Source organism: Ottowia thiooxydans DSM 14619 (assembly GCF_000422885.1).
Classification (GTDB): Bacteria; Pseudomonadota; Gammaproteobacteria; order Burkholderiales; family Burkholderiaceae_C; genus Ottowia; species Ottowia thiooxydans.
Genome location: NZ_KE383945.1, coordinates 87,420 through 108,170 on the forward strand (window position 1 = coordinate 87,420; position 20,751 = coordinate 108,170).

Consider the following 20,751-nt stretch of genomic DNA (forward strand, 5'->3'; position numbering starts at 1 on the left):
CCATAGCGCTGTGCGCCAATCCAGCCAGTGAAACCAACGAGTGAATCAGAGGGAGTTTCATGTCCGTGAGCGAAGCATCAGCCGTGAGATGTCAGCTCCCGCAGATCGCGCGCAAAGCCTTCCAGGTCCGCCTCGATGCGCCCCACAATGCGGCCAAACCAGTTATAGGCCAGCACGGCCGGAATGGCTACAGCCAAGCCGGCAGCGGTCATGATGAGCGCCTCGCCCACGGGGCCAGAGATCTTGTCGATGGAAATCTGCCCGCTACCAGAGATGCCGGTCAGCGCGTGATAGATGCCCCACACCGTGCCCAGCAAACCCACGAAAGGGGCGGTAGAGCCAATGGTAGCCAGCAGCACCTGGCCGAAATGCAGCCGATGCAACACGCCATGCAGTGCATCGCGCAACACACGCGTGAGCTGCTGCGCCCGATCCCCCGCCGCAGCCAAGGTACCGCCCGCAGGCTTTTGTGTGGCCTCAATCAAAGGCGAAACCAAGGCGCCCTGATCCAACTCACGCGCCCGAGCAGCGCCCTCTTCCAAGTTGGAGGCTTGCCAGAACGCCGCCACACTGGAAGCCACATTACCGCTCGCGCGCCGCAGCAGCCATCCCTTGTACAGAATGACCACCCAGCTGGCGATCGACATCACGAGCAGCAAAATAGCCACCAACTTGCCGATGGCGTCGCTCTGCGAAAAAACTTGTTGCAAATTCATAGATTTCAGATCTTAGTCAATTGACCGCAGAACGGGATTAGAAACGTGCACGACGAAAAGGTTCACCGTTAGCACCTCTTGAAATTCGAGAGGCTGCGGAGCAAGCCAGACAAGTGACACCGCGGAGCGGGCTTCGCCCGGCCGCCAGTGTCGTCCCCCCCAGGGGGAAGGCGCGTAAGCGACTCAGGGGGGGTGTTCACCGCAAACTCAACACATCAAACATGTCGAACAGGCCTTGTGGCTTGCCAGCGAGGAACCTGGCTGCGCGCAAGCTACCCTGGGCATACCCCGCACGACTTCCAGCCTTGTGGCTGATTTCAATGCGTTCGCCAGTGCCCGCAAAGATGACCGTGTGGTCACCGACAATGTCGCCGCCGCGGATGGTGGCAAAGCCAATGGACGAAGGATCCCGCTCGCCCGTATGGCCGTAACGCTCATACACGGCGCAATCTTTCAGGTCTCTGCCCAAAGCATCCGCGATCACTTCACCCATCTTGAGGGCCGTGCCACTCGGTGCATCGACCTTGTGACGATGGTGAGCCTCGATGATTTCGATGTCATAGCCGGTAGACAGTGCCTTGGCCGCCATTTCAAGGAGTTTGAACGTCACATTGACGCCAACGCTCATGTTGGGAGCCATCACGATGGGGATGTGCTTGGCAGCTTCTGCGATCTCGGCTTTTTGCTCTACAGAGAACCCGGTAGTGCCGATGATGAGCCCCACGCCTTGAGCGCGGCAAGCGGCCAGATGCACCATGGTGGCTTCGGGCCGAGTGAAATCGATCAGCGCTTGCGCGCCTTTCAAGCCGACCGCGAAATCAGAAGTGATGCGAATTCCGGTGGAATGGCCCAGAAACGCACCAGCATCTGCGCCGAGTGCGGGGCTATCCGTGCGATCGAGAGCGCCGGTCAGCCGGCAATCGTCTGCCACCTGGACGGCATCTATCAGCATCTGGCCCATGCGGCCGCTGGCGCCCGCAACGGCGATGTGGTGAATGGCGTGCGATTCTGCAACAGTAGCGGCGTGTCCCATCAGCGAGCCACCTCCAGAGGAGGGTAGCTGCCCGAAGGCGTGGCTTCCACCGGTGTATCGACCACCGGGGCCGTAGAAGCGGGTGCGGCAGGGAAACGAGCCAGTTGGTCTTCAGTAGCCTCCAAGGTGGGTACCTTGATGTCACGCTTGCGGCTGATCCGCTGCACGAATTCGGTTTCGCTGGGCATATCATCGCCCTCGAAGCGGGCTACGTTGTCGCCTTCGAAGAATATCGTGAGGCGGAAATTCTGCGGCTCTACACCTTGGCGGCGCAAGGAAAACACGTAATCCCAGCGGTCACCGTGAAAGACACTGGTCAGCAAAGGGGTACCCAGGATGTCACGTACCTGGAGACGCGTCATGCCCGGCTGTAGCGCGGCGACCTGCTCTTTGGAGACGAAATTTCCCTGCACCACTTCTGGTTTATAGAGTGTCAGCGCGTCGGCCATACCTAGTGTGGCGCGGTTAAAACTGCTGCAAGCCGTCAGGGTGACGGTCAGCGCGGCGGTCACACTGACCACCAGCAGCATCCGCATGGCCCGCTGAGGTTCGCGGACAAGGGTTTGGGGCGATGGAGACATTGATCCCAGCTCATGCACAATACGGCTGGACATTGTAGCGGCGCCAGAATGGACAACATAGACGAATTAAAGAGTACCGGCCTAAAGGCCACATTGCCTCGGCTCAAGATTCTGGAAATTTTCCAGAGAGCCGATCAGCGGCACATGACGGCCGAAGACGTCTACCGATTACTGCTGGCCGATCATTCGGACATCGGTTTAGCGACTGTTTACCGGGTGCTTACGCAGTTTGAGCAAGCCGGCATTCTTAGCCGAAACCATTTCGAAACCGGCAAGGCAGTGTACGAACTGCGAGAAGAACAGCATCACGATCACCTCGTGTGCCTGGATTGCGGCCATGTGGAAGAGTTCTACGATGGCGAGATTGAAGCGCGGCAGAACGCAGTGGCCAAGCTCAAAGGCTTCGTGATCGCCGATCACGCGCTCAGCCTCTATGCCAACTGCATCAAGACCGCTTGCCCGCACAGGCCCACCAGGAAATAGTTTTTCTCAACAGGAACGCCCCGGCGCTCCTGTTTCCACGCGAGTGGCCGCTCAGGGATCGCCGCCCTTACTGATGCACGCCTGCGGCATGCTGCACCGCAAAAGTTTTACAAGTTTTTTGCGAAAAAGGACGACCGGAATGACTCCGGTCAGTCGCCGCCCTTTTCCATCGCGCGCCGGTGGCGCTCAACGAACTCTTGATAGGTATCCACGCCGCGCAACTGCAGGATGTGATTGCGCACTGCCGCCTCGACCAGCACCGCGATGTTGCGGCCTGCCACCACCTGGATCACCGCTTTCTGGATCGATATGCCCAGCACTTCCTGGGTGAGCGGCTCGTAAGGCATCCGTTCGTAGTCACGCTCCATCGTCTCGCGCCGTACCAGATGCACGATCAGGCGCAAGCGCATGCGTCTGCGCACTGCAGCCTCTCCAAAGATCGCGCGGATATCGAGCAAGCCGATGCCGCGCACCTCCAGCAGGTTCTGTAGGAGCTCAGGGCAACGGCCTTCAATGGTGGTCTGGTTGATCCGATACAGATCCACGGCATCATCAGCCACCAGGCCGTTGCCGCGGGAAATCAGCTCCAAGCCCAGCTCGCTCTTGCCCAGCCCCGATTCACCGGTAATGAGCACGCCCAGACCCAGGATGTCCATGAATACGCCGTGCATGGTGGTGCGGTCGGCAAAATGCTTGGACAAATAGGCCCGCAGCACATCGATGACGAATGCCGCCGAATCTTGCGTGGCAAATAGCGGAATCTGCGCCCGTTCGCAGAGCGACACCAGTGCGTCCGGCACAGTCAGGCCATCGCACAGAACCAATACCGGCGGTTCGAGCGTCACGATGCGGGAGATGCGGCGCGCACCGTCTGCGGCAGATCCATTGCTCAGGTAAGCGACCTCACGCTCACCCAGGATCTGCACCCGGTAGGGGTGGATGTAGTTCAAATACCCGACCAGATCCGCGCTGGAACGGGCTGCACTGACCGCCACTTCATCGAAGCGTCGCTCCCGCGCACCAAGCCCCGCAATCCATTGCCAGCGCAGGGTTGCGCGATGATCCTCGAACAGAACGTCTGCGCTGATGGCGGAGGGCTTCATGAAGGAAAAACGCGTCAACGATCAGGTGGACCGACTGACCTTATGCGGGAGGCAGCGTGGGTTGCCAATCGGCGATCAGGCCGTGAAGTGACTCCACGCTGGAGGCCGACTTTATTTTTTCGCGCAGCGCCGTGTCGCTGAGCAGCTCAGCGATCTCGGAGAGGATCTCCAGATGCTTTTGCGTGGCAGCTTCGGGTACCAGCAGAAAAATCAGCAAACGCACCGGCTGCTCATCCGGAGCATCGAATCCGATGGGTTGGGTGAGCTGCAGGACGGCCGCCATAGGCGCCTTAAGGCCTTTGATACGCCCGTGCGGGATCGCTACCCCGTGCCCCAGGCCCGTGGAGCCAAGGCGTTCACGAGCGAAAAGGCTGTCGGTGATCAGCGCACGCGATAAGCCATGCAGATTCTCGAACAGCAAGCCCGCCTCCTCAAAGGCGCGCTTCTTGCTGGTGGCATCAACGGCTACCAGCACCTGCGAGGAGGGAAGAATGGACGCGAGTCGGTTCATGGGTTCGACGCGAATTATGCTCCCTGTATGCCTGGATTCAGGCAGGCAAAAATGCCAAAACCTGCTCCTGCTCCGGAAACCGTGAAAAAAGAAAGCCGCCCGGCTGCCCGCGGCGGCTTGCAAGATGGAGTCTACAGTCTTCGCTCGTTGTTGTAATAAGATCCTACATCAAATGCTTGGCAGCCGCATGATCATGGGATTGCAGCTTGTCTTTGTGGCGCACCACCTGACGGTCTAGTTTATCCATCAAATCGTCCACAGCCGCATATAAATCCTCGTGCGCGCTTTCCGCGAAGAGATCGTTCCCCTTGACACGAATGTTGCATTCCGCTCGTTGACGCTTGTCTTTTTCCTTCTGGTTTTCCACCGTCAGGAGGACTTTCACATCGACCACCTGGTCGAAATGCCGGGTTATCCGGTCCAGCTTGCCGGTTACATAACTACGCAACGCGGGGGTGACTTCAAGATGGTGTCCACTGATCGTCAAGTTCATGAAGAGCCTCCTTTGGCCTCAGGGTGAAACAGGCTGCCTGCCGCGCCGGCTGGGCAGCCACGAAAAAAATAGCGCTCGTGTCAAACTGATGTCATTAAGGATCACTATGCCTGTGAAACCCGTCAAACGCAACCCGGCCTTCGCGCGGCAGGGTCATGTTGCGGTGCCATAATCGCCGGCTGTTTCGTTCGTCGCACCTGAGAAGGCTTTCTCGAAGGCGTCGTGCCGAATCCGCCCGTGCGTGAGGTTTCACTCTCAGGACCGAGACTGCCAACGCCCCTAACTTCAGAGTTCGTCCACGCCGAGGGAACCATGCTCAACATCTTCACGCTCACAAATGGGCGGCTGTTCCAGGAAGAAATCGAGTCTCTGGAAGAGCTTTCCCAATTCCGCCCTATCTGGGTTGATCTCGAAGACCCGACGCCCGAAGAAAAGCGTTGGATCAAGCAATATTACGGACTTTCGATTCCTGAAGATGCGATGGATGAGGACATCGAGGAATCTGCACGCTTTTACGAAGAAGACAACGGCGAACTGCACATTCGCAGTGACTTTTTGGTGGCCGATTGGGACGAACCGCGCCAGGAGCGCGTGGCGTTTATCCTGAATCTGGTCAATGAGAACCTGCGCAGCCATGGCGTACTGTTTTCAATCCACGATGAGTCTGTACCCGCATTTCGCCTGTTGCGCATGCGCGCCCGGCGCATGCCAGGGCTGCTGGCAGACGCCAAGGAAGTGCTGCTCAAACTCTACGACGGCGACGCCGAATATTCTGCGGACACCTTGGAAGGCATCTACGATGAGCTGGAAATGGCCAGCAAGAAGGTGCTCTCTGACAACGTGACCGACTCCCTCGCCAGCGAAGTACTCGCGGCCATTGCCCGACAGGAAGATCTGAACGGGCTCATCAGGCGCAACGTGATGGACACACGCCGTGCGGTGAGCTTTCTGATGCGCAGCAAGATGCTGGGCGCGGAGCAATTCGACGAGGCGCGGCAGATTCTGCGCGATCTGGACTCACTCGATGGCCACACCACCTTCCTGTTCGACAAGATCAACTTCTTGATGGATGCGACCGTGGGTTTCATCAACATCAACCAGAACCGCATCATCAAGCTGTTCTCTGTGGCCAGTGTGGCCTTGCTGCCACCAACGCTGGTGGCCAGCATCTACGGCATGAACTTCAAGGCCATGCCAGAGCTGGATTGGCAGTATGGCTACGCATGGGCCATTGGGGTCATGGTTTGCAGCGCGCTGCTTCCTATGTGGTATTTCAGGCACCGGGGCTGGTTGAAATAGTGCCCCCACGCTCCCCTGCTGCGCATGGTCCGCTGCCCCCCGAGGGGGCCGCATTTCATCTTGGGAACGGCCCGGCGATGAAACTAAGCCCCCACGCTCCCCTGCTGCGCATGGTCCGCTGCCCCCCGAGGGGGCGCATTTTCATCTTGGGAGCGGCCCGGCGATGAAACTAAGCCCCCACGCTCCCCTGCTGCGCATGGTCCGCTGCCCCCCGAGGGGGCGCATTTTCATCTTGGGAGCGGCCCGGCGATGAAAACATGGCCCCCACGCTAGCTCGCTTCGCGTGTCCGCTGCCCCCCGAGGGGGCCGCATTTCATCTTGGGAGCGGCCCGGCGATGAAAACATGGCCCCCACGCTACCTCGCTTCGCGTGTCCGCTGCCGCCGAAGGGGAGGCTTGTCAGGAATTGGGTTAACGCAACGACGCGAAATACTGGGCTGGGGGTTGGCCTAGGGATTTTTTGAACATGGTGATGAATGCGGTCACCGAGTCGTAGCCAAGGTTGCTGGCTACCTGTTGAACCGGTGAGCCTTCGGCGAGCTGGCGCAGCGCAACGATCAAATGCCATTGTTGACGCCATCGGCCAAAGCTCAGGCCGGTTTCGCGCTCAACCAGCCTCGCCAGTGACCGACCACTGACCGCCAGTTGATCGGCCCACTGCACGAGCGTGCGGCGATCTGACGGGTCAAGCTCCCAGGCATCCGTGATGAAGCGGATTTTCGGATGGTCCGATACGGGCAGATGGAGTCGCTCGATAGGCGCCGTTGCCAATTGCTCAAGCACCACTGCAGCGACGCGTGCCGCGGCCCCCTGTCTCGGATACGCGAAACCTTGGTCTGCAAGATACAGGATGAGTTCCCGGACCATCGGGCTTATTGCCAGGGTGCAGCATTTGTCCGGCATCTGCGAGGCTTCTGGTTCAACGAACAAAAAGCAGATGCGCGCGTTGTTCGTGGCGCGGTTGCTGTGGGGCATACCGCCTGGAATCCATACCGCGTGGTGCGGCGGAACCATCCACATCGCGTTGGACACTTCACACACCACGCCACCGCGTAAGGCCATCACCAACTGCCCCTTGCGGTGGTGATGGATGGGCTGCTCCACATCGTTGTGCGCCACGTCCAAAAGCAAGGCTAAGGCCGTGCAATCCACCCCATCCGGGTCGAATCGATGCAGAGACTGGCGCAACCTGGAGACGTTGATTGTCACAATTTAGAGATTACTTGTCTTTTCCTCTCTATTAGATCAAAAAAAGATGCCTAGAGTCAGCTTCTACGCCACCAACAAGCCAATAGAAGTTGCAGATGCATCCCGTGTCCTATCGAAGTCCAAACGGCCGAACGCTGATGTTGATCGGCATATTGCTGATTGCGGCCAACCTGCGCGCCCCGATCACGGCCATGCCACCGCTGCTGGCGCCGATTCAGGCAGATTTTGGCCTGGGAACGACAGCAGCCGGCGCGCTGACGACCCTGCCGCTGCTCGCATTCGCTTTGCTGTCGCCCATCAGCGCGCTGCTTGCCCGCAGATACGGGTTGGAGCGCACGCTATTCACAGCCCTCATGGTCATTGCGCTGGGAATCGGGCTGCGCTCCGTTAGCGCCGTATCGTGCTTGTATGCCGGCACGGTCTTGATCGGCATGGGCATCGCAGCCGGTAACGTGCTTCTGCCCAGCCTGATCAAGCGCGACTTCCCCAACAACATTGCGGCGCTCACGGGCGCTTATGCGCTGGCGATGGGTATCGCCGCCGCGCTCGGCTCAGCGGCGGTCGTTCCCTTGGCCAAATCCCTGGGCTGGGGCGGTGCGCTGGCCACTTTTCTCATCCTCCCGCTGGCTGCCCTGGCGGTTTGGATACCGCAATTGGGCACCCGCGCAGCACCTGCTTCCTCTACTCCAACACCGCTTTACAGAGGCGAGCTTTTGCGTTCGGCACTCGCTTGGCAGGTCACGTTGTTTCTGGGTCTTAATTCGGTGGTCTTCTACGTCGCTATCGGCTGGCTGCCGAGCATCTTGACTGACGCTGGCCTATCGCCTGCCGAAGCCGGTTCGCTGCACGGCGTACTTCAGCTGGCAACGGCTATACCGGGATTGCTGCTCGCACCCATGTTGCGCGGCAGGCGCGATCAACGCCTGCCTGCCGCGGCGGCAGCCAGCCTCTCGTTTGTCGCCTTAATGGGGTTTCTGCTGGCACCGCAATTCGCGCTCGTCTGGTCGATCGTGTTCGGATGTGGAACCGGCGCGGGCATCATCTTGGGTTTGTCGTTTATTGGTCTTCGTACTGAGAATGCGGGTCAAGCAGCCGCGCTATCAGGCATGTCGCAGTTCATAGGCTATCTACTGGCTGCCATAGGTCCCGTCGCAGTGGGAGCGCTGCGCGATTCGCTGGGTAGCTGGCAGGTACCCTTGGGCCTGTGCGCCGCTCTGGCACTTATGGCCGCAATCATGGGCTTGCTGGCCGGACGAAATCTACGGATCGGGACATGAGCGACCAGCCCACGGCCATGTTTACGAACTACAGCTTACCAAAAGGTACGCCGATTGAGCTCCGGCACCACAGGCAAACCTCCCGGCCTAAAAACCCGCTGACCATGGAGATGACCTCCTCGTACGCCGCCCGGCCATCGCCAACTGCTCAGAGTTTTTCATCGACGCGGATATAGGCCGCCAACCCCGCCGCCAGCGCAGCGAAGGTCACCGCACAACGCGCGCTTCCCCGCAGGTCTTCATGCATGGCGATCCAAGTATCCATCGTCAGCGAAAACTGGCGACACAAGACCCGCACCAACTGCTTGTCCCTGGCTGCGAGCGCTGACTGGCAGATGCCAATCCCGAAACCCGCGCGGATTGCTCCCAACTGTGCCAAATCGCTGTCGGCTCGAAATGCAAAGCGATCCCGGGAAAACGCCGGAAACTTCTCCTGGAACCGACGGATGAAAGCATTCTCGTGATCGAAACCGATGAGTGAGTGGCGGAACAAAGCATCCATCGACTTGGGTACACCCTGAGCAGCCAAATAGTGCTTGTGCGCATGCAGACCCAGCTCAATCCCCCCCACCCGCTTGACCACCAACGCATCCTGCACTGGCTGGAACATGCGTACTGCAATGTCTGCCTCACGATGCAGCAAATCGTCAGCCCGGTTAGACAGCATGAGTTCGACGACCAGTTCCGGGTGCGCGGCATGCAGCGTCGCCAGGATTGGTGGCAGGACTTCGACACCGATGACCTCGCTGGCGGTCAACCGTACCGTGCCACGAACGCCTGACCCATGGCTGCTGGCTGCGCGGCGCAGAGCAGCAGCCGTGGCGGCGATGCCAGCTGCATAAGGCTGCAGCTCCTGCGCCGCGTCCGTCGGCGCGAAGCCGTCGAAGGAGCGAGTGAAGAGCTTCAGCCCCAGCGCGGCCTCCAGGTTGTCGATGTGCCTGCCCACGGTCGGTTGCGTCAGGCCCATCTCCCGGCCTGCCGAGGACAGCGAACCCGTTTCCAAGACCTGAAGGAAGCTCCTGTACCACTCCCAATTGGGTTCGCTAACGGCCATGGTATGCAAATTTTTATAGCTGCAAGCAAATTATAGGTAATTTTCTTTTTGGTCGACCTTCCGCAAACTACAGCGATTCGCAGCACCACCACTCAACGCAATTTCGCCAATTGCATCCCTGATCCGCTCCCTGAAAGGAAGCCACCATGTCCAAAGTAGCATTATTCGGCGCTGCTGGCGTCATTGGCCAAAGCATTGCCGTCGCGCTCGCCCACCAAGGCCGTCCCTATCGCGTCGTAGGCCGCAGCGAAGCGAGCTTGCGCAAAACTTTTGGTGCCGACCCTCTGGCCGAGGTCGCCACCTGGAATCCGGATTCGCCCGCTTCGGTACTGGCCGCCGCCGAGGGTACGGAAACGCTTATCTACCTGGTGGGCGTGAACTACTGGCAGTTCGAGCTTCACCCCGAGTTGATGCGCAAGACGCTGGATGGCGCGGTAGCCGCTGGAGTCAAGCACCTTATCCTGATTGGCACGATCTATCCCTATGGCCGAGCCCAATCCAACCCGGTACGCGAAGACCATCCCCGCGAGCCACACACCTTCAAAGGGCGTATGCGCAAGGCGCAGGAGGACTTGTTGATGCAGGCCCACACTGATGGCCGAATCCGTACCACGGTGCTGCGCCTGCCTGACTTCTACGGCCCTGGTGTGGAAACCAGCTTGCTGCATCGCGCCGCGTTGGCGGCAGTGAACGGAGGATCCGCGGACGTGCTCGGACCGCTCGACAAGCCCCATGAATTCGTCTTCGTCCCAGACGTAGGGCCGGTGGTGGCCCGCCTCATCAACACACCTGCCGCCTTCGGCAAGATCTTGCATCTCGCTGGCGCGGGCGCAACGACCCAGCGGTCACTGATCTTGGAGATGGAGCGACAGACCGGCAGGAAGCTCAAGCTGCGCGTTGCAGGAAAGACCATGCTGCGCCTGATGGGCCTGTTCAACCCCTTTATGCGCGAAATGGTCGAAATGAATTATCTGATGACCGACCCGTTGATCATGGACGACTCAGCGCTACGGCTGCTGATCGGGCCGATACAAAAGACGCCATACGCAGAGGGCATCCGCCAGATACTGGCAGCCGTTCCAAGGACGCAGGTGCTCGCCACCACCACGGCGTGAATAAGCCAGGACGGGATGAAAGCGACGCCGCCGTCCAGTTGCCTGGGGGGTTGTCGCCTGAGCTAGCAGGTCTCTTCCACGTCACTCGAATATTTTGACTGGCCGATTGCACGCGGTCGCCTGAGACATTGCCCCATCACCCTTGTCTCTAAAAACTGCTCGTGCTTGACACGGCGCGGCGGGATACAAGGCGGTCAAGGAGCAAGCCTTGGCGAATTGCGCGCTCCCCTAATGCAGCCGGCTTTCAGCGCAGGAGGACACCCATGGCCCGAGCGATCCGATCCATGTCTTCTGCGCTCACACCAAACAGGCCGAAACGCAATTTGTAACCCCAATTGCGCCGGCCTGACGAAAAATCCAGTTGTTCCACCAAGGGCTGGATAGGGGCTTCCCGCGCGATCAACCAATCCACATTGCGGCGGAAAGGGCAGAAGCCGCCACCCATATCGACGGCATACGGCGCTTCTGCCCGTACTTGACCGATAGCAGTGAAGGCCTGCAGCCTGTCCTTGCCTTGGAAAGTAGTGTTGGGAGAGTAATAGGCCACGCGGTCGCCCTCCTGCAAACGCCGCAGCGGTGCGGCCTTGCCGTGGCAAACCTGCATGAAACCCTGCGCACGACCCAGACGCACGTGTTCGGCGCTGGCCACGGCAATCCAATTCTGAGAAGACCGAGTGAGTGACTCCAATGACATAGTGGCGCTCCTTCGTGCAAACTTCAGCTGCCTTGACGCACATAGACGCGCAGACGGTGGCCGTCGGGGTCGGCAGCAGTAAATGTGTAGCCAAATTCCATCTCTCTGGGTGTCTGCAGCACTGGCAGGCCCCGAGCAGCCCAATCGGCGTGCGTAGCGTCAACGGCTTTCACGGAGTCCTTGGCGAAGACAAGTTCCGTACCGCTGCCGATACCGGCTGCAGGCTCCACCGTGTGTCGCGACCACAGGCCCAGCAGCATGCCGGAGTCGAGCTTGAACATGGCGAAGCTGTGCGACGCCTCGATCGGTGCACAGCCCAGCAGGCGTTCGTAGAAACGGGCACTGCTCTCGGGGTTATTGACGTAGAGGATGACAAAGTTCGGATGTGACATGAGGGTTTACCTAGTGATTTCAGGTGAGATTCGTCGTTGAGTCGACGCCTGAATACTAGAAAACACCTCTGTCAATTTCTGTCAGGAGCGTGCAGCGGCCCTGAACCGCCACCCTCACTGCGGCTGAATGCCCTCGCGCGCGCGCCACTCCTTCAAAAGTGCTTGCCGCCGGCGTGGGTAACGCGTGCCACTCAAGGCCAGTGAGGTGATGCGGTCGATGCGGAAAGTGCGGATGTCCTCGCGCGTCTCGCACCAGCCCACCAACACTTCCACCTGGTCAAAAAAACCAATGGCGAAGGGCCAGACTACACGCTGGCTTTCGCGGCTCTTAAGGTCGCAATAGGTGATGGTGGCCTTGCGCTCGTCGCGAATGGCCTCACGCAGCTGCACCATCAGCGCATCGGCAGACGCCGCATCTGCGGGAATGGGAATGGCAGTGGCGGGACCAACCAGCAGCGCGTTACTCTCGAGCTCGTGACGCAGCTCGGCGGGTAGAACTGCAGAGATTTTCGCCAATGCCCCTCGCGCCGCATTTCCCAGCGGCACATCTGCGCGCCGGGCCACCCAGCGCGAACCCAAAGCCAACGCTTCCAGTTCATCCAACGTGAACATCAGGGGCGGCAGCGTAAAGCCGGGCTTCAGCACGTAACCAATGCCAGGCTCACCTTCGATCAGAGCACCTTGGCCTTGCAACGTAGCGACATCTCTGTACAGAGTACGCAAGCTGACGCCCATCGTGGCAGCCAGGTCAGCGCCACTTACTGGATGGCGGTGGCTGCGAAGCAATTGCAGCAGGTCGAGCAATCGGGTAGTGCGAGACATGTTGGAAATTCTGACATGGTGCGGGCCCGGCGATGAAAACATCGCCCCCACGCTCCCCCGCTTTGCGTGGTCCGCTGCCCCCCGAGGGGGTCGCTTTTTCATCTTGGGACGGCCCGGCGATGAAAACATGGCTCTCACGCTCCCCCGCTTCGCGTGGTCCACTGCCCCCGAGGGAGTCGCTTTTTCATCTTGGGGGCGGCCCGGCGATGAAAAATGTCCGATGTCAAGTCCCCAAGGTGGACCGACATCGGACCAAAACCCCATACGCCACAGGCAGTTAGGCCTGGATCGGGTCACTCTTTGGTGGTTGGCCTGCGTGGGCTAGGTGCCACATGGGAGCATGGCGGTGGCAAGCACCGTCATGCTCTGGAGGGGTTTCCCCCTCCGTGGATAGAACAAGCCAGGCCGCGATCGACGCCTCTGCGGCAGCTTTCGGCCGTCAAGGAAACAAGCGCAGGGTTGGTGCGGCCCGCAGGCGCAGCCGAGGACACGGCCCTGCGCGCCTTGACGGCACCAGGCCGCGGGCTACAGTCGCGGACAAGGTGATGAAGTCAGGGAAGACGGCTGGACAAGGCAACGGCCCTCCCCACACGCCGACCGCACGGCAAGCGAAGCGCGCAGGCCCGGATCTGGAAGCCGGGCCGGAGGCGTCAGCCGAGCGGAGCGAGGGAACGATGGAAGCCCGTCAGGGGCGAGACCCCGAAGGGGGCTCGATGCGCAGCACGACAGCGCGACCGGCCATGTTTCTTGGCCGGGGACGCCCTGCATCCACCACCGACAAAGCATGAATGCCTAACTCGGTAGCTTGTCGTTAGGCTAATCTGACGATGGTACGCCCATGAAAAGGGACGGGACATGGCGCCCGCCTAGCAGGATTTCGCCTGCTTCATGTAGTGCGACGCCGAGGACAGAGCAAATCAAAAATAATGGAGCAGCATCTTGAGCGGAGTCGGTCTAGATGAAAAGGCAGTCTGTGGCACATGCATCGGCAATCAGTTTCTAAGCCAGAAGATAAGTGCCAGCGAAACGACCGATGTGGCGTGTGCCTATTGCGGACGGAACGCACCGACCTTGGAACTATATGAAATCGCGCAGATTTTTGACCACGAATTCCAGGACAACTATCAAGTTGCCGACAATGTTCTTCGTGAGGATCATGGGTATCCGTCTCTCGGGGATGAACTCCAGGAGATCATTCTGCAAGAAGTAGAACCCGCATTCGACGAACTTGCCGACGATTTATCCGAAATAGTTCGGGTTATCTGGGAACGCGACGCATACGATGGCCAGGCACCAGAGGCGGACGCCTTATTCATTAAAACTGGCGTAGCAGACCATTGGCTTCATCGCCGATGGCATGACATGCAGGAAAGTCTTCGGACGCGCGCCAGGTTTGTTAACCCAGACGCACTCGAAGTGCTCCAGATGGTCTTCGACAAGGTGGACAAAGATGTCACCGCCTCAGGCGAGCCTTTGATTGTCGAGGTCGGCCCCGGTCATGAACTGGGAACTCTTTTCCGCGCACGTGTTTTTCAGAACGACGATGCCTTAGAGAAGGCGCTGGAAGACCCAGACGCTCAACTGGGGTCACCCCCTTCGGGTGTTGGCAATGCGGGACGCATGAACGCCAGAGGCGTCTCGATGTTCTACGGCGCCAATTCGCCAGACGTCGCGATTGCCGAAGTACGGCCTCCCGTTGGAAGCCGCGTTGCGGTTGCAGAATTCAAAATTCTTCGTTCAATACGACTGCTGGACTTGACGCGCCTGCCGCAAATTCCACCTGTCATCAATCGCAGCATGTTTGATGCGTCATCACTGGAAAGTGCGCGACGGCAGAAGTTCCTTTCTCAACTCGAAAGAGTACTCACCAAGCCCGTCCTCCCAGAGCACAGTGATGATGGCTATCTGTTAACACAAGTGATATCCGACTATCTCGCCACCCACGCGAAGCTCAATTTGGATGGATTAATCTTCCGCTCTGCACAGGTGTCAGCATCCGAAAAAAAGCGCCCGCTCAACGTCACGCTATTCAACAAGGCATCGTTCGTAAAGAGATATTTCAAGAGACATGGGCGCGAGTTAAATGCCTATCTCTACGAAACGGATGGTGAGGGTGATCAATGGTTTCATCCACAGGTTTGGTACAAGGAAGATCCTTCGTCGCTCAACGATGACTGGGACTTCCTGGAACGAGCCGATGCGGCGCTGGAGCTTATCCCCCAGTCCATAGTCATTTGTGAAATCCAGGGGCTTAGCTATGACATACGGAAATCGGAGGTGCAGTTGATGGACGTATCTGAGCGGACGTAGGGCGGAGGGTTTTGTTCGCTACCAAATGCATGAGTGGGCAATGCCGCGTGGTGGCTGTATGGTGCGAAACGCAAGGCACAGTGCGCGAGCCTTGCGGCGGAACCCTTGAGGGCATAATGTTTCCGTTTGCAACAGCGCTCCCATGGCCTGTGCGGCGATATCGGGAGAGCTTCTGGACGATAAATGACACGATGGCGGGAGGGGCCTATGTCGATATTGCAGGAGATACTGGACTGGACGAGGGGATTGCCTGAGTGGCAGAGTGATGCTGTGGCCCGCTTGCTGGCCAAGCAAACGCTCTCGATAGAGGATCAGGATGACCTCTTCGCGCTACTCAAGGCGGCACATGGCATCCCAGATCCCAAAGACCGCAAGCCCAAGCCGCTGACGGCGGATCAGATTCCCGCTCCGGTCCAAGCGACAACTCACGTTGAGCTGCGAGCCATCAAGAGCATGCGGCACGTCAACGCGATTGCGGAGAATCAACGTCTACCCTTCGGCGCCTCTGGAATGACCGTCATCTATGGCGATAACGGTTCAGGCAAATCGGGGTACTCCCGCGTGCTCAAGCGCGCATGTCGTGCGCGCGATCAGACGGAGGCTATTCATCCGAACGCCAACTTGCCTGCAGGCAAGGCCGAGACTCCGGAAGCCACGTTCGAAATCGCAATCGACGGAGTTGCGCAAGATGCACACTGGCAACACGGCAAAGCGGCTCCTGCTGCGCTTTCGTCATTTGCGATTTTCGACTCGCGTTGCGCTCGCGCTTACCTCGACAGAGAGGACGATTTCTCCTATGTGCCCTACGGGCTCGATGTATTCGAAGGGCTGGCCAAAGTCTGCAAGCAGTTGAAGACGGCGATCGAAACCGAATACGCCCAATCCGCCGCTGATCTGTCCGCCTTTGCGCCCTTGCAAGGCGACACACCCGTCGGCAAGTTAGTCGCCTCGCTTTCCGCCAAGACGATCCTGGCCCAGATTGAAGCGCTGGCAACGGTGACCCCAGAGGAACTGACCCAACATGCGTCTCTGGACAAGAGCCTGAAGGAGAACAACCCGAAGGAGAAGGCTGCGCAACTGCGCTTGCGCACTCGCCGTATCACAGCGATCGCGGCGAATGCGTCCAGCAAAGGCGCACAGGTAGATCAAGCTGTCGTCGCCAAGCTGAAAGGCCTGGCAGACAGCTATCGCACGGCGCAAGCTGCAGCTGCCATCGCCGCGAAGCAGTTCAAGGAAGGTGAGAACCTGCTGCCGGGTACCGGCGGCGAGACATGGCGTGAATTATTCGAGGCAGCGCGCAAGTTCGCCATCGAATCCCACCCAGACAAGGCGTTCCCCGCATTAGGTGCGGACGCACCTTGCCCGCTCTGCCAACAACCGCTCGCCGGAGGCTCTGATCGCTTGCTGCGCTTCGAAGCCTTCATTCAACAGGAAGCGGAAAAGACATCCCAGGCACGCCGTGTTGCCCTGCACTCGGAATACAAGCCGTTCGCTGCGCAGGTTCTCACGCTGAATCTCGACGATGTGACATATGGAGAAATCGAGGCCTTGGACCCACAACTGGCCGCCGATGCCAAGGCTTTCGAGCCGCTCCTGACCGCTCGCCAGGAGGCCATCAAAGCGGCAGTGATCGCGCATCAGTGGGGCGACGTCAGTCAGCCTCTGGTCAATCCGACCCAGCGCCTTCAGGCTTTGGCGGACAAGCTGAATGCCGAAGCGGTGACCTTGGAGAAGGCCTCGGACGAAGAGGCCCGTGCGACCCTGCAGAAGCAGTTCCTGGAACTGGATGCACGGGTGCGACTGAGTCAGGTCAAGGATGCAGTCGTCACCGCCGTCAATCGACTCGCCCACCAGGCCAAGCTCACGAAGTGCCTGTCTGCCGTGAAGACCAACGCCATCTCGTTAAAGGCATCGGAACTGGCAGAGAAGGTTGTGTCGAAGGAGCTGGCCGACGCCCTGAACCGCGAGTTCAAAGCGCTCGGTGTCGGCACGTTGCGCGTTTCGCTGCAGAGCCGGTCGGATAGGGGTAAAGCCCTGCACAAGCTCAAGCTGGAGCTGCCGCAAAGCCGCAGTCCGGGCGAGATCTTGAGCGAGGGCGAGCAGCGTGCGATCGCGATCGGCTCCTTCCTTGCCGAGGTCGGCCTGAGTGGCGGTAAGGGCGGCATCGTGTTCGATGATCCGGTGTCATCGCTCGATCACCGTCGGCGTGAACGTGTGGCAAAGCGTCTGACTGCAGAGGCAGCGCAGCGGCAGGTCGTGGTATTTACCCATGACATCTATTTCCTGTGCCTGCTGGTCGAAGAAGCGAAGTTGGCCGATGTCCCGATTGCAACCCAAAGCCTGACCCGCCGCGCAGAGGGCTTCGGGGTTGCGGACCCCGATCTACCATTCGAGGGAAAGACCGCGAGCAAGCGCGTCAGCGCCCTGAAGGCCCAGCATCAAGCCATCGCCAAACGCCACAAGGACGGCGAAGAGCAAGAACACAGACGGCAGACCGTCGATGCCTATTTCCGCTTGCGCATGGCATGGGAACGTGCAGTCGAGGAAGTACTACTGCGAGAGGTCATCCTTCGCTTCCGCAAAGGTGTCGAGACGCAGCGGCTGGCCGGTGTTGTAGTTGAGGATGATGACTACGCGCAAGTGAACGCGGGCATGACAAAGTGCTCGAACTACGCGCACGACAAGGCACTCATGGGTGGTATCGCCGTCCCAGAACCCGATGAACTGCTCGCCGACATCATGGCGCTGGAGACCTGGCGCAGACAGGTCGAGACGCGCAACGTGAACACGGCCAAGAAGCGTAAGGCCGGACCTTCTGTCGCGTCACTTGCCGCTGCGCCGTAGACGGCTCAAGGTACTTCCATCGAGTTTCGGAGACTCGCAGCATCAACCTTTCCCATTCGGTGCTCGAGTCATCACACAGCGTCGCCGATGCGGCGGCCGCAGTGCCCTTGGGCGTTTTGCGACGCCCAAGGGCCGGATCAAACGACAATCCGGCCTGCATGCCGTGCATCGCGCATAGGCGCTCAACCGCTTCTCCGCGCGAAAGTAAAGATCACGCTCGAATCAGCAACCCGAGCCGCCCGTGCACGATAGCCAGCTCCTGCAGGCTGACCCAGCCGATTTCCGGCATCCCCAGGCCCAGATCGCAAAGACCAAAGGCGTGGTCGTGGTCATCGGGGTCGATCTCGGTCAGCAGCCAGGTCGCGCCAGCGTCCGGCGTGAACAGCTTGACCACGGGGGCCGGATCGAAGTCCGGGTTCTCCAGCGATTCGCGGCCGTTGGCCAGCAGCACGATGCGTTGCTCGTCGGTGATGAGTGCGTGGTTCATGTGAACCCCTGAAAGGTTGCCGGGCGGAATTGACCAGCCCTTCCGGGTCACGGCGCAGCGCAAGCAGTCAAAGATCAAAGACGGCCGCCAGGCCGCAAGCGCCTTTGGCGCGCAGTCATTGACGGCAAGCACGCCGTGGCACGATGAAGAGAACAGCAAGACCGCCTCCCTTGAACCTCCACCGACCTCGGTTTTCAGCAAGCGGAGCGCGCAGGCCCTAGAGGGCCGAAGGCGTCAAGGATCAAAGCCGGATGGCCGCGATTCGGCACGAAGCGCGGGGCGTAGCCCCGCGAGCCCGACGGCGGAACGCCGGGACGCAATGCAATCAAAGTTTGATATATAGACGGAACAACCATTTCAAAACGAAAGCTTTATGACCTCTCTCGAAGCCAATATCAAGTTCTACGAAACGCACTACGACATGCTGCGGCAATGGTTCCTGCGCCCAGGAGATAAGGTTGTCCTCGGCGACAGGCAGAATCGCACTTGCAGGTTTTGCGGTAGGAAGCCGCCCGAGGTGACCTTCCGCAAGGTCGCTCATGCGATACCGGAAGCACTCGGCAACAAGAGCATAGAGAGCGTGTATGAGTGCGACGACTGCAATGAAGGGTTTGGACGCGGCATCGAGAACGATCTAGGCAACTGGTCGAAGCCAACACGTACCTTCGCACGCATTCGTGGAAAAAGTGGCGTGCCGACCTTGAAGAAAGGCGGCGACGGGAAAGGCTGGCGAATCGAGTACGGCGCTGCGGGCTTCAACATCACCTCGTATGAGGATGACCCGCTTTACCAGATAGACGAAGCGAACCAGCGGATCACCTTTCAGCTCAAGCGCGATTCCTATACGCCGGTCGCAGTGCTTAAGGCGTTCATGAAGATTGGCCTGACATTGCTCCCCGACGAAGAAGTCGAAAACTTCCCGCACTTGATGAGTTGGGTGAGGTCAACCGACCACAGTCGTCGATTTGCGGATCAGTGCCCGATCATTCGTACATTTCAGCCAGGGCCAATGCCGAACGATTTGATCGCTGCATTTGTCCTGCGGCGAAAAGCTCACGTCGCGAACTATCCCTACATGTTCTTGGTACTCGCCTACGGAAACGAGGTATTCCAAGTGCAGTTACCTTCGGAAAAACACGATCTCGCCCTGAACGGTCAGCCAGTTTCAATTCTTCCTTTTCCGACACCGGGTTCACCAGACCCAGCACGGTATGGGCCATCCAAAGTTCGGGTGCTGGATCTAACCGGGCGTGAGGTAGTCAAAGGAGAGATCGTTCCGGTTCAAGTTGGCTACGAACTTGCCGTCCACAAGACGGGGCCAGACGCGGCCTCGGAAGCGTAGAGCGATAAGACGCGCGGGGTGCAGCCCGTGAACCCGACGGCGGCACGCCAGGACGCCCGGCTATTGCTGGAGTTTCCGGGACTACTTCGACGTGCGCAACTCCAACAGGTGCCGCGCGGTTTCCAGCTCTTTCTGCAACAGTTCGGCATCCGGCAGCACGGTACCGTAGTTGGCCGCCATCACCTTCGAAGGTAAGCCTTCCAGCGCATGGCCCTTGTCTGCGCACAGAATCAAGCCCACGGGCGGGTTTTCCTAGGGGTAGGCCCAATGTTCCTTGGCATAGTTGCAATACATGTGCATCTGGCCCACGTCTGCATGAGTCAGGCTGCCTAGCTTCAGGTCGATGATGACCAGGCAGCGCAGCCGACGATGGAACAGCAGCAAGTCCACCCGATACCAGGTCTGGTCGATACGCAAGCGGCGCTGCCGCCCGATGAAGGTGAACCCTTCTCCCAGCTCCAGCAGGAAGTCTTCCAGCCGCCGGATCAAGGCGGCTTCCAGATCGGACTCCGAATACTCGTCCTTGAGGTCGAGGAACTCAAGCACATATGGGTCTTTGATGGCATCGCCCGGCGCGACGGCATCCTCGGGCTTCGGCACCGCGCCCTTAGCCAGCATCGCCGCTCTGTTTTTCGACAGCGCCGTGCGCTCATAGGGGTCTCCTCGTTTTCAGTGCAATAAGTGACGGTACGCAAAGCTAGCACTGGCGCGGGGGTGGTCTGGGTAGACCGTTGATTTCATTGACTTTCCTGTTCGCTTTGTAAACGGGTATGGTGGCCTCCCACTTTTGAGGTTCACGATGCAGGGTTGGCACACAACCTACCTTGGCCTGCGAGAGCTGCCAAGGGAAATCAGCACCTTCGAGCTTCAGTCGTTTTTCACGTACAGCCGTACTGAGCGCGAGCTCATCAACGCCCGCCGAAGCAACGCCCACAAGCTGGGTCTGGCACTGCACATAGGTTTCTTGCGCTTGAGCGGGCGCCTGCT

At 59.4% G+C, this 20,751-nt stretch carries 20 protein-coding genes and 2 pseudogenes; 9 read left to right on the forward strand and 13 right to left on the reverse strand.

The features are described from left to right. Positions 1 to 77: 77 nt before the first annotated feature. From G518_RS0132630 to G518_RS0132640, 3 genes are all read right to left on the reverse strand, one after another. Entirely contained in the window at positions 78 to 716 is a 639-nt protein-coding gene (locus tag G518_RS0132630) for a MotA/TolQ/ExbB proton channel family protein (RefSeq protein ID WP_028606045.1), read from the reverse strand. Positions 717 to 912: 196 nt separating this feature from the next. Then, positions 913 to 1,749: a 4-hydroxy-tetrahydrodipicolinate reductase gene (gene dapB / locus G518_RS0132635; RefSeq protein ID WP_051237662.1), complete on the reverse strand. Its 837-nt coding sequence runs from the start codon at positions 1,747 to 1,749 to the stop codon at positions 913 to 915. Further along, positions 1,749 to 2,330 (reverse strand): outer membrane protein assembly factor BamE, encoded by a 582-nt coding sequence (locus G518_RS0132640; RefSeq protein WP_425414327.1) that lies wholly within the window; start codon positions 2,328 to 2,330, stop codon positions 1,749 to 1,751. Before G518_RS0132640 ends, dapB begins: the two co-directional genes overlap by 1 nt. 48 nt (positions 2,331 to 2,378) lie before the next feature. On the opposite strand from G518_RS0132640, the gene fur reads away from it, so the two are divergent. After that, a complete protein-coding gene (fur, locus tag G518_RS0132645) occupies positions 2,379 to 2,813 on the forward strand; it encodes a ferric iron uptake transcriptional regulator (protein ID WP_028606048.1) in 435 nt (144 codons plus the stop codon). A 149-nt stretch (positions 2,814 to 2,962) separates the two neighbouring features. On the opposite strand, the gene hprK is transcribed toward fur, so the two are convergent. The 3 genes from hprK to hpf all read right to left on the reverse strand — a co-directional run bounded on the left by hprK (position 2,963) and on the right by hpf (position 4,920). Then, a complete protein-coding gene (gene hprK / locus G518_RS0132650) occupies positions 2,963 to 3,916 on the reverse strand; it encodes an HPr(Ser) kinase/phosphatase (protein ID WP_028606049.1) in 954 nt (317 codons plus the stop codon). A 40-nt stretch (positions 3,917 to 3,956) separates the two neighbouring features. Then, the gene (locus G518_RS0132655) at positions 3,957 to 4,427 is read right to left on the reverse strand and encodes a PTS sugar transporter subunit IIA (protein ID WP_028606050.1); all 471 of its coding nucleotides are present in this window, start codon (positions 4,425 to 4,427) and stop codon (positions 3,957 to 3,959) included. A gap of 163 nt (positions 4,428 to 4,590) precedes the next feature. After that, a complete protein-coding gene (gene hpf / locus G518_RS0132660) occupies positions 4,591 to 4,920 on the reverse strand; it encodes a ribosome hibernation-promoting factor, HPF/YfiA family (protein WP_028606051.1) in 330 nt (109 codons plus the stop codon). A gap of 312 nt (positions 4,921 to 5,232) precedes the next feature. Here hpf and corA point away from each other — a divergent pair, with 312 nt between their 5' ends. After that, complete coding sequence (gene corA, locus G518_RS0132670; protein ID WP_028606052.1) at positions 5,233 to 6,219, forward strand: magnesium/cobalt transporter CorA; 987 nt, start codon at positions 5,233 to 5,235, stop codon at positions 6,217 to 6,219. 410 nt (positions 6,220 to 6,629) lie between these two features. On the opposite strand, the gene G518_RS0132675 is transcribed toward corA, so the two are convergent. Next, positions 6,630 to 7,427, reverse strand: coding sequence for an AraC family transcriptional regulator (locus G518_RS0132675; protein ID WP_084652501.1), 798 nt, complete (start codon positions 7,425 to 7,427; stop codon positions 6,630 to 6,632). A 95-nt stretch (positions 7,428 to 7,522) separates the two neighbouring features. On the opposite strand from G518_RS0132675, the gene G518_RS0132680 reads away from it, so the two are divergent. Continuing rightward, positions 7,523 to 8,704, forward strand: a complete 1,182-nt coding sequence (locus tag G518_RS0132680; protein WP_028606054.1) for an MFS transporter — start codon at positions 7,523 to 7,525, stop codon at positions 8,702 to 8,704. A 148-nt stretch (positions 8,705 to 8,852) separates the two neighbouring features. Here G518_RS0132680 and G518_RS0132685 read toward each other — a convergent pair whose 3' ends face one another. Further along, positions 8,853 to 9,758: a LysR family transcriptional regulator gene (locus tag G518_RS0132685; RefSeq protein ID WP_028606055.1), complete on the reverse strand. Its 906-nt coding sequence runs from the start codon at positions 9,756 to 9,758 to the stop codon at positions 8,853 to 8,855. Between the two features lie 146 nt (positions 9,759 to 9,904). On the opposite strand from G518_RS0132685, the gene G518_RS0132690 reads away from it, so the two are divergent. Next, complete coding sequence (locus tag G518_RS0132690) at positions 9,905 to 10,873, forward strand: NAD-dependent epimerase/dehydratase family protein (protein WP_028606056.1); 969 nt, start codon at positions 9,905 to 9,907, stop codon at positions 10,871 to 10,873. A 244-nt stretch (positions 10,874 to 11,117) separates the two neighbouring features. Here the strand turns inward: G518_RS0132690 and G518_RS0132695 are convergent, their stop codons facing one another. The 3 genes from G518_RS0132695 to G518_RS0132705 all read right to left on the reverse strand — a co-directional run bounded on the left by G518_RS0132695 (position 11,118) and on the right by G518_RS0132705 (position 12,781). Continuing rightward, a complete protein-coding gene (locus G518_RS0132695; RefSeq protein ID WP_028606057.1) occupies positions 11,118 to 11,567 on the reverse strand; it encodes an EVE domain-containing protein in 450 nt (149 codons plus the stop codon). 23 nt (positions 11,568 to 11,590) lie between these two features. Further along, positions 11,591 to 11,959: a VOC family protein gene (locus G518_RS0132700; RefSeq protein WP_028606058.1), complete on the reverse strand. Its 369-nt coding sequence runs from the start codon at positions 11,957 to 11,959 to the stop codon at positions 11,591 to 11,593. 114 nt (positions 11,960 to 12,073) lie between these two features. Further along, a complete protein-coding gene (locus tag G518_RS0132705) occupies positions 12,074 to 12,781 on the reverse strand; it encodes a helix-turn-helix transcriptional regulator (protein ID WP_028606059.1) in 708 nt (235 codons plus the stop codon). A gap of 386 nt (positions 12,782 to 13,167) precedes the next feature. On the opposite strand from G518_RS0132705, the gene G518_RS40310 reads away from it, so the two are divergent. From G518_RS40310 to G518_RS0132715, 3 genes are all read left to right on the forward strand, one after another. Continuing rightward, positions 13,168 to 13,569 (forward strand): hypothetical protein, encoded by a 402-nt coding sequence (locus tag G518_RS40310; RefSeq protein WP_156909633.1) that lies wholly within the window; start codon positions 13,168 to 13,170, stop codon positions 13,567 to 13,569. A gap of 151 nt (positions 13,570 to 13,720) precedes the next feature. Further along, complete coding sequence (locus G518_RS0132710) at positions 13,721 to 15,091, forward strand: RES family NAD+ phosphorylase (protein WP_036596912.1); 1,371 nt, start codon at positions 13,721 to 13,723, stop codon at positions 15,089 to 15,091. A gap of 207 nt (positions 15,092 to 15,298) precedes the next feature. Further along, complete coding sequence (locus G518_RS0132715; protein ID WP_028606061.1) at positions 15,299 to 17,935, forward strand: AAA family ATPase; 2,637 nt, start codon at positions 15,299 to 15,301, stop codon at positions 17,933 to 17,935. 137 nt (positions 17,936 to 18,072) lie between these two features. Here G518_RS0132715 and G518_RS38075 read toward each other — a convergent pair. Next, positions 18,073 to 18,422, reverse strand: a pseudogene (locus tag G518_RS38075) (DUF2958 domain-containing protein). 373 nt (positions 18,423 to 18,795) lie between these two features. On the opposite strand from G518_RS38075, the gene G518_RS0132725 reads away from it, so the two are divergent. After that, a complete protein-coding gene (locus G518_RS0132725) occupies positions 18,796 to 19,764 on the forward strand; it encodes an HNH endonuclease (RefSeq protein WP_028606062.1) in 969 nt (322 codons plus the stop codon). 81 nt (positions 19,765 to 19,845) lie between these two features. Here G518_RS0132725 and G518_RS38080 read toward each other — a convergent pair. Next, a pseudogene (locus G518_RS38080) lies at positions 19,846 to 20,418 on the reverse strand (PDDEXK nuclease domain-containing protein); the annotation flags it as partial. 145 nt (positions 20,419 to 20,563) lie between these two features. On the opposite strand from G518_RS38080, the gene G518_RS0132740 reads away from it, so the two are divergent. Beyond that, positions 20,564 to 20,751: DUF4158 domain-containing protein (locus G518_RS0132740; RefSeq protein WP_156909634.1), on the forward strand; the 188-nt coding region annotated here is incomplete at its 3' end.

Bases quoted from the DNA above. Each gene is read 5' to 3' on its own strand.
- G518_RS0132630 (WP_028606045.1), bottom strand. From the start codon at position 716: ATGAATTTGCAACAAGTTTTTTCGCAGAGCGACGCCATCGGCAAGTTG.
- G518_RS0132680 (WP_028606054.1), top strand. From the start codon at position 7,523: ATGCATCCCGTGTCCTATCGAAGTCCAAACGGCCGAACGCTGATGTTG.
- G518_RS0132725 (WP_028606062.1), top strand. From the start codon at position 18,796: ATGACCTCTCTCGAAGCCAATATCAAGTTCTACGAAACGCACTACGAC.
- G518_RS0132695 (WP_028606057.1), bottom strand. From the start codon at position 11,567: ATGTCATTGGAGTCACTCACTCGGTCTTCTCAGAATTGGATTGCCGTG.
- G518_RS0132685 (WP_028606055.1), bottom strand. From the start codon at position 9,758: ATGGCCGTTAGCGAACCCAATTGGGAGTGGTACAGGAGCTTCCTTCAG.
- G518_RS0132640 (WP_425414327.1), bottom strand. From the start codon at position 2,330: ATGTCTCCATCGCCCCAAACCCTTGTCCGCGAACCTCAGCGGGCCATG.
- G518_RS0132690 (WP_028606056.1), top strand. From the start codon at position 9,905: ATGTCCAAAGTAGCATTATTCGGCGCTGCTGGCGTCATTGGCCAAAGC.
- G518_RS0132715 (WP_028606061.1), top strand. From the start codon at position 15,299: ATGTCGATATTGCAGGAGATACTGGACTGGACGAGGGGATTGCCTGAG.
- G518_RS0132700 (WP_028606058.1), bottom strand. From the start codon at position 11,959: ATGTCACATCCGAACTTTGTCATCCTCTACGTCAATAACCCCGAGAGC.
- hprK (WP_028606049.1), bottom strand. From the start codon at position 3,916: ATGAAGCCCTCCGCCATCAGCGCAGACGTTCTGTTCGAGGATCATCGC.
- G518_RS0132655 (WP_028606050.1), bottom strand. From the start codon at position 4,427: ATGAACCGACTCGCGTCCATTCTTCCCTCCTCGCAGGTGCTGGTAGCC.
- fur (WP_028606048.1), top strand. From the start codon at position 2,379: ATGGACAACATAGACGAATTAAAGAGTACCGGCCTAAAGGCCACATTG.
- dapB (WP_051237662.1), bottom strand. From the start codon at position 1,749: ATGGGACACGCCGCTACTGTTGCAGAATCGCACGCCATTCACCACATC.
- hpf (WP_028606051.1), bottom strand. From the start codon at position 4,920: ATGAACTTGACGATCAGTGGACACCATCTTGAAGTCACCCCCGCGTTG.
- G518_RS0132705 (WP_028606059.1), bottom strand. From the start codon at position 12,781: ATGTCTCGCACTACCCGATTGCTCGACCTGCTGCAATTGCTTCGCAGC.
- corA (WP_028606052.1), top strand. From the start codon at position 5,233: ATGCTCAACATCTTCACGCTCACAAATGGGCGGCTGTTCCAGGAAGAA.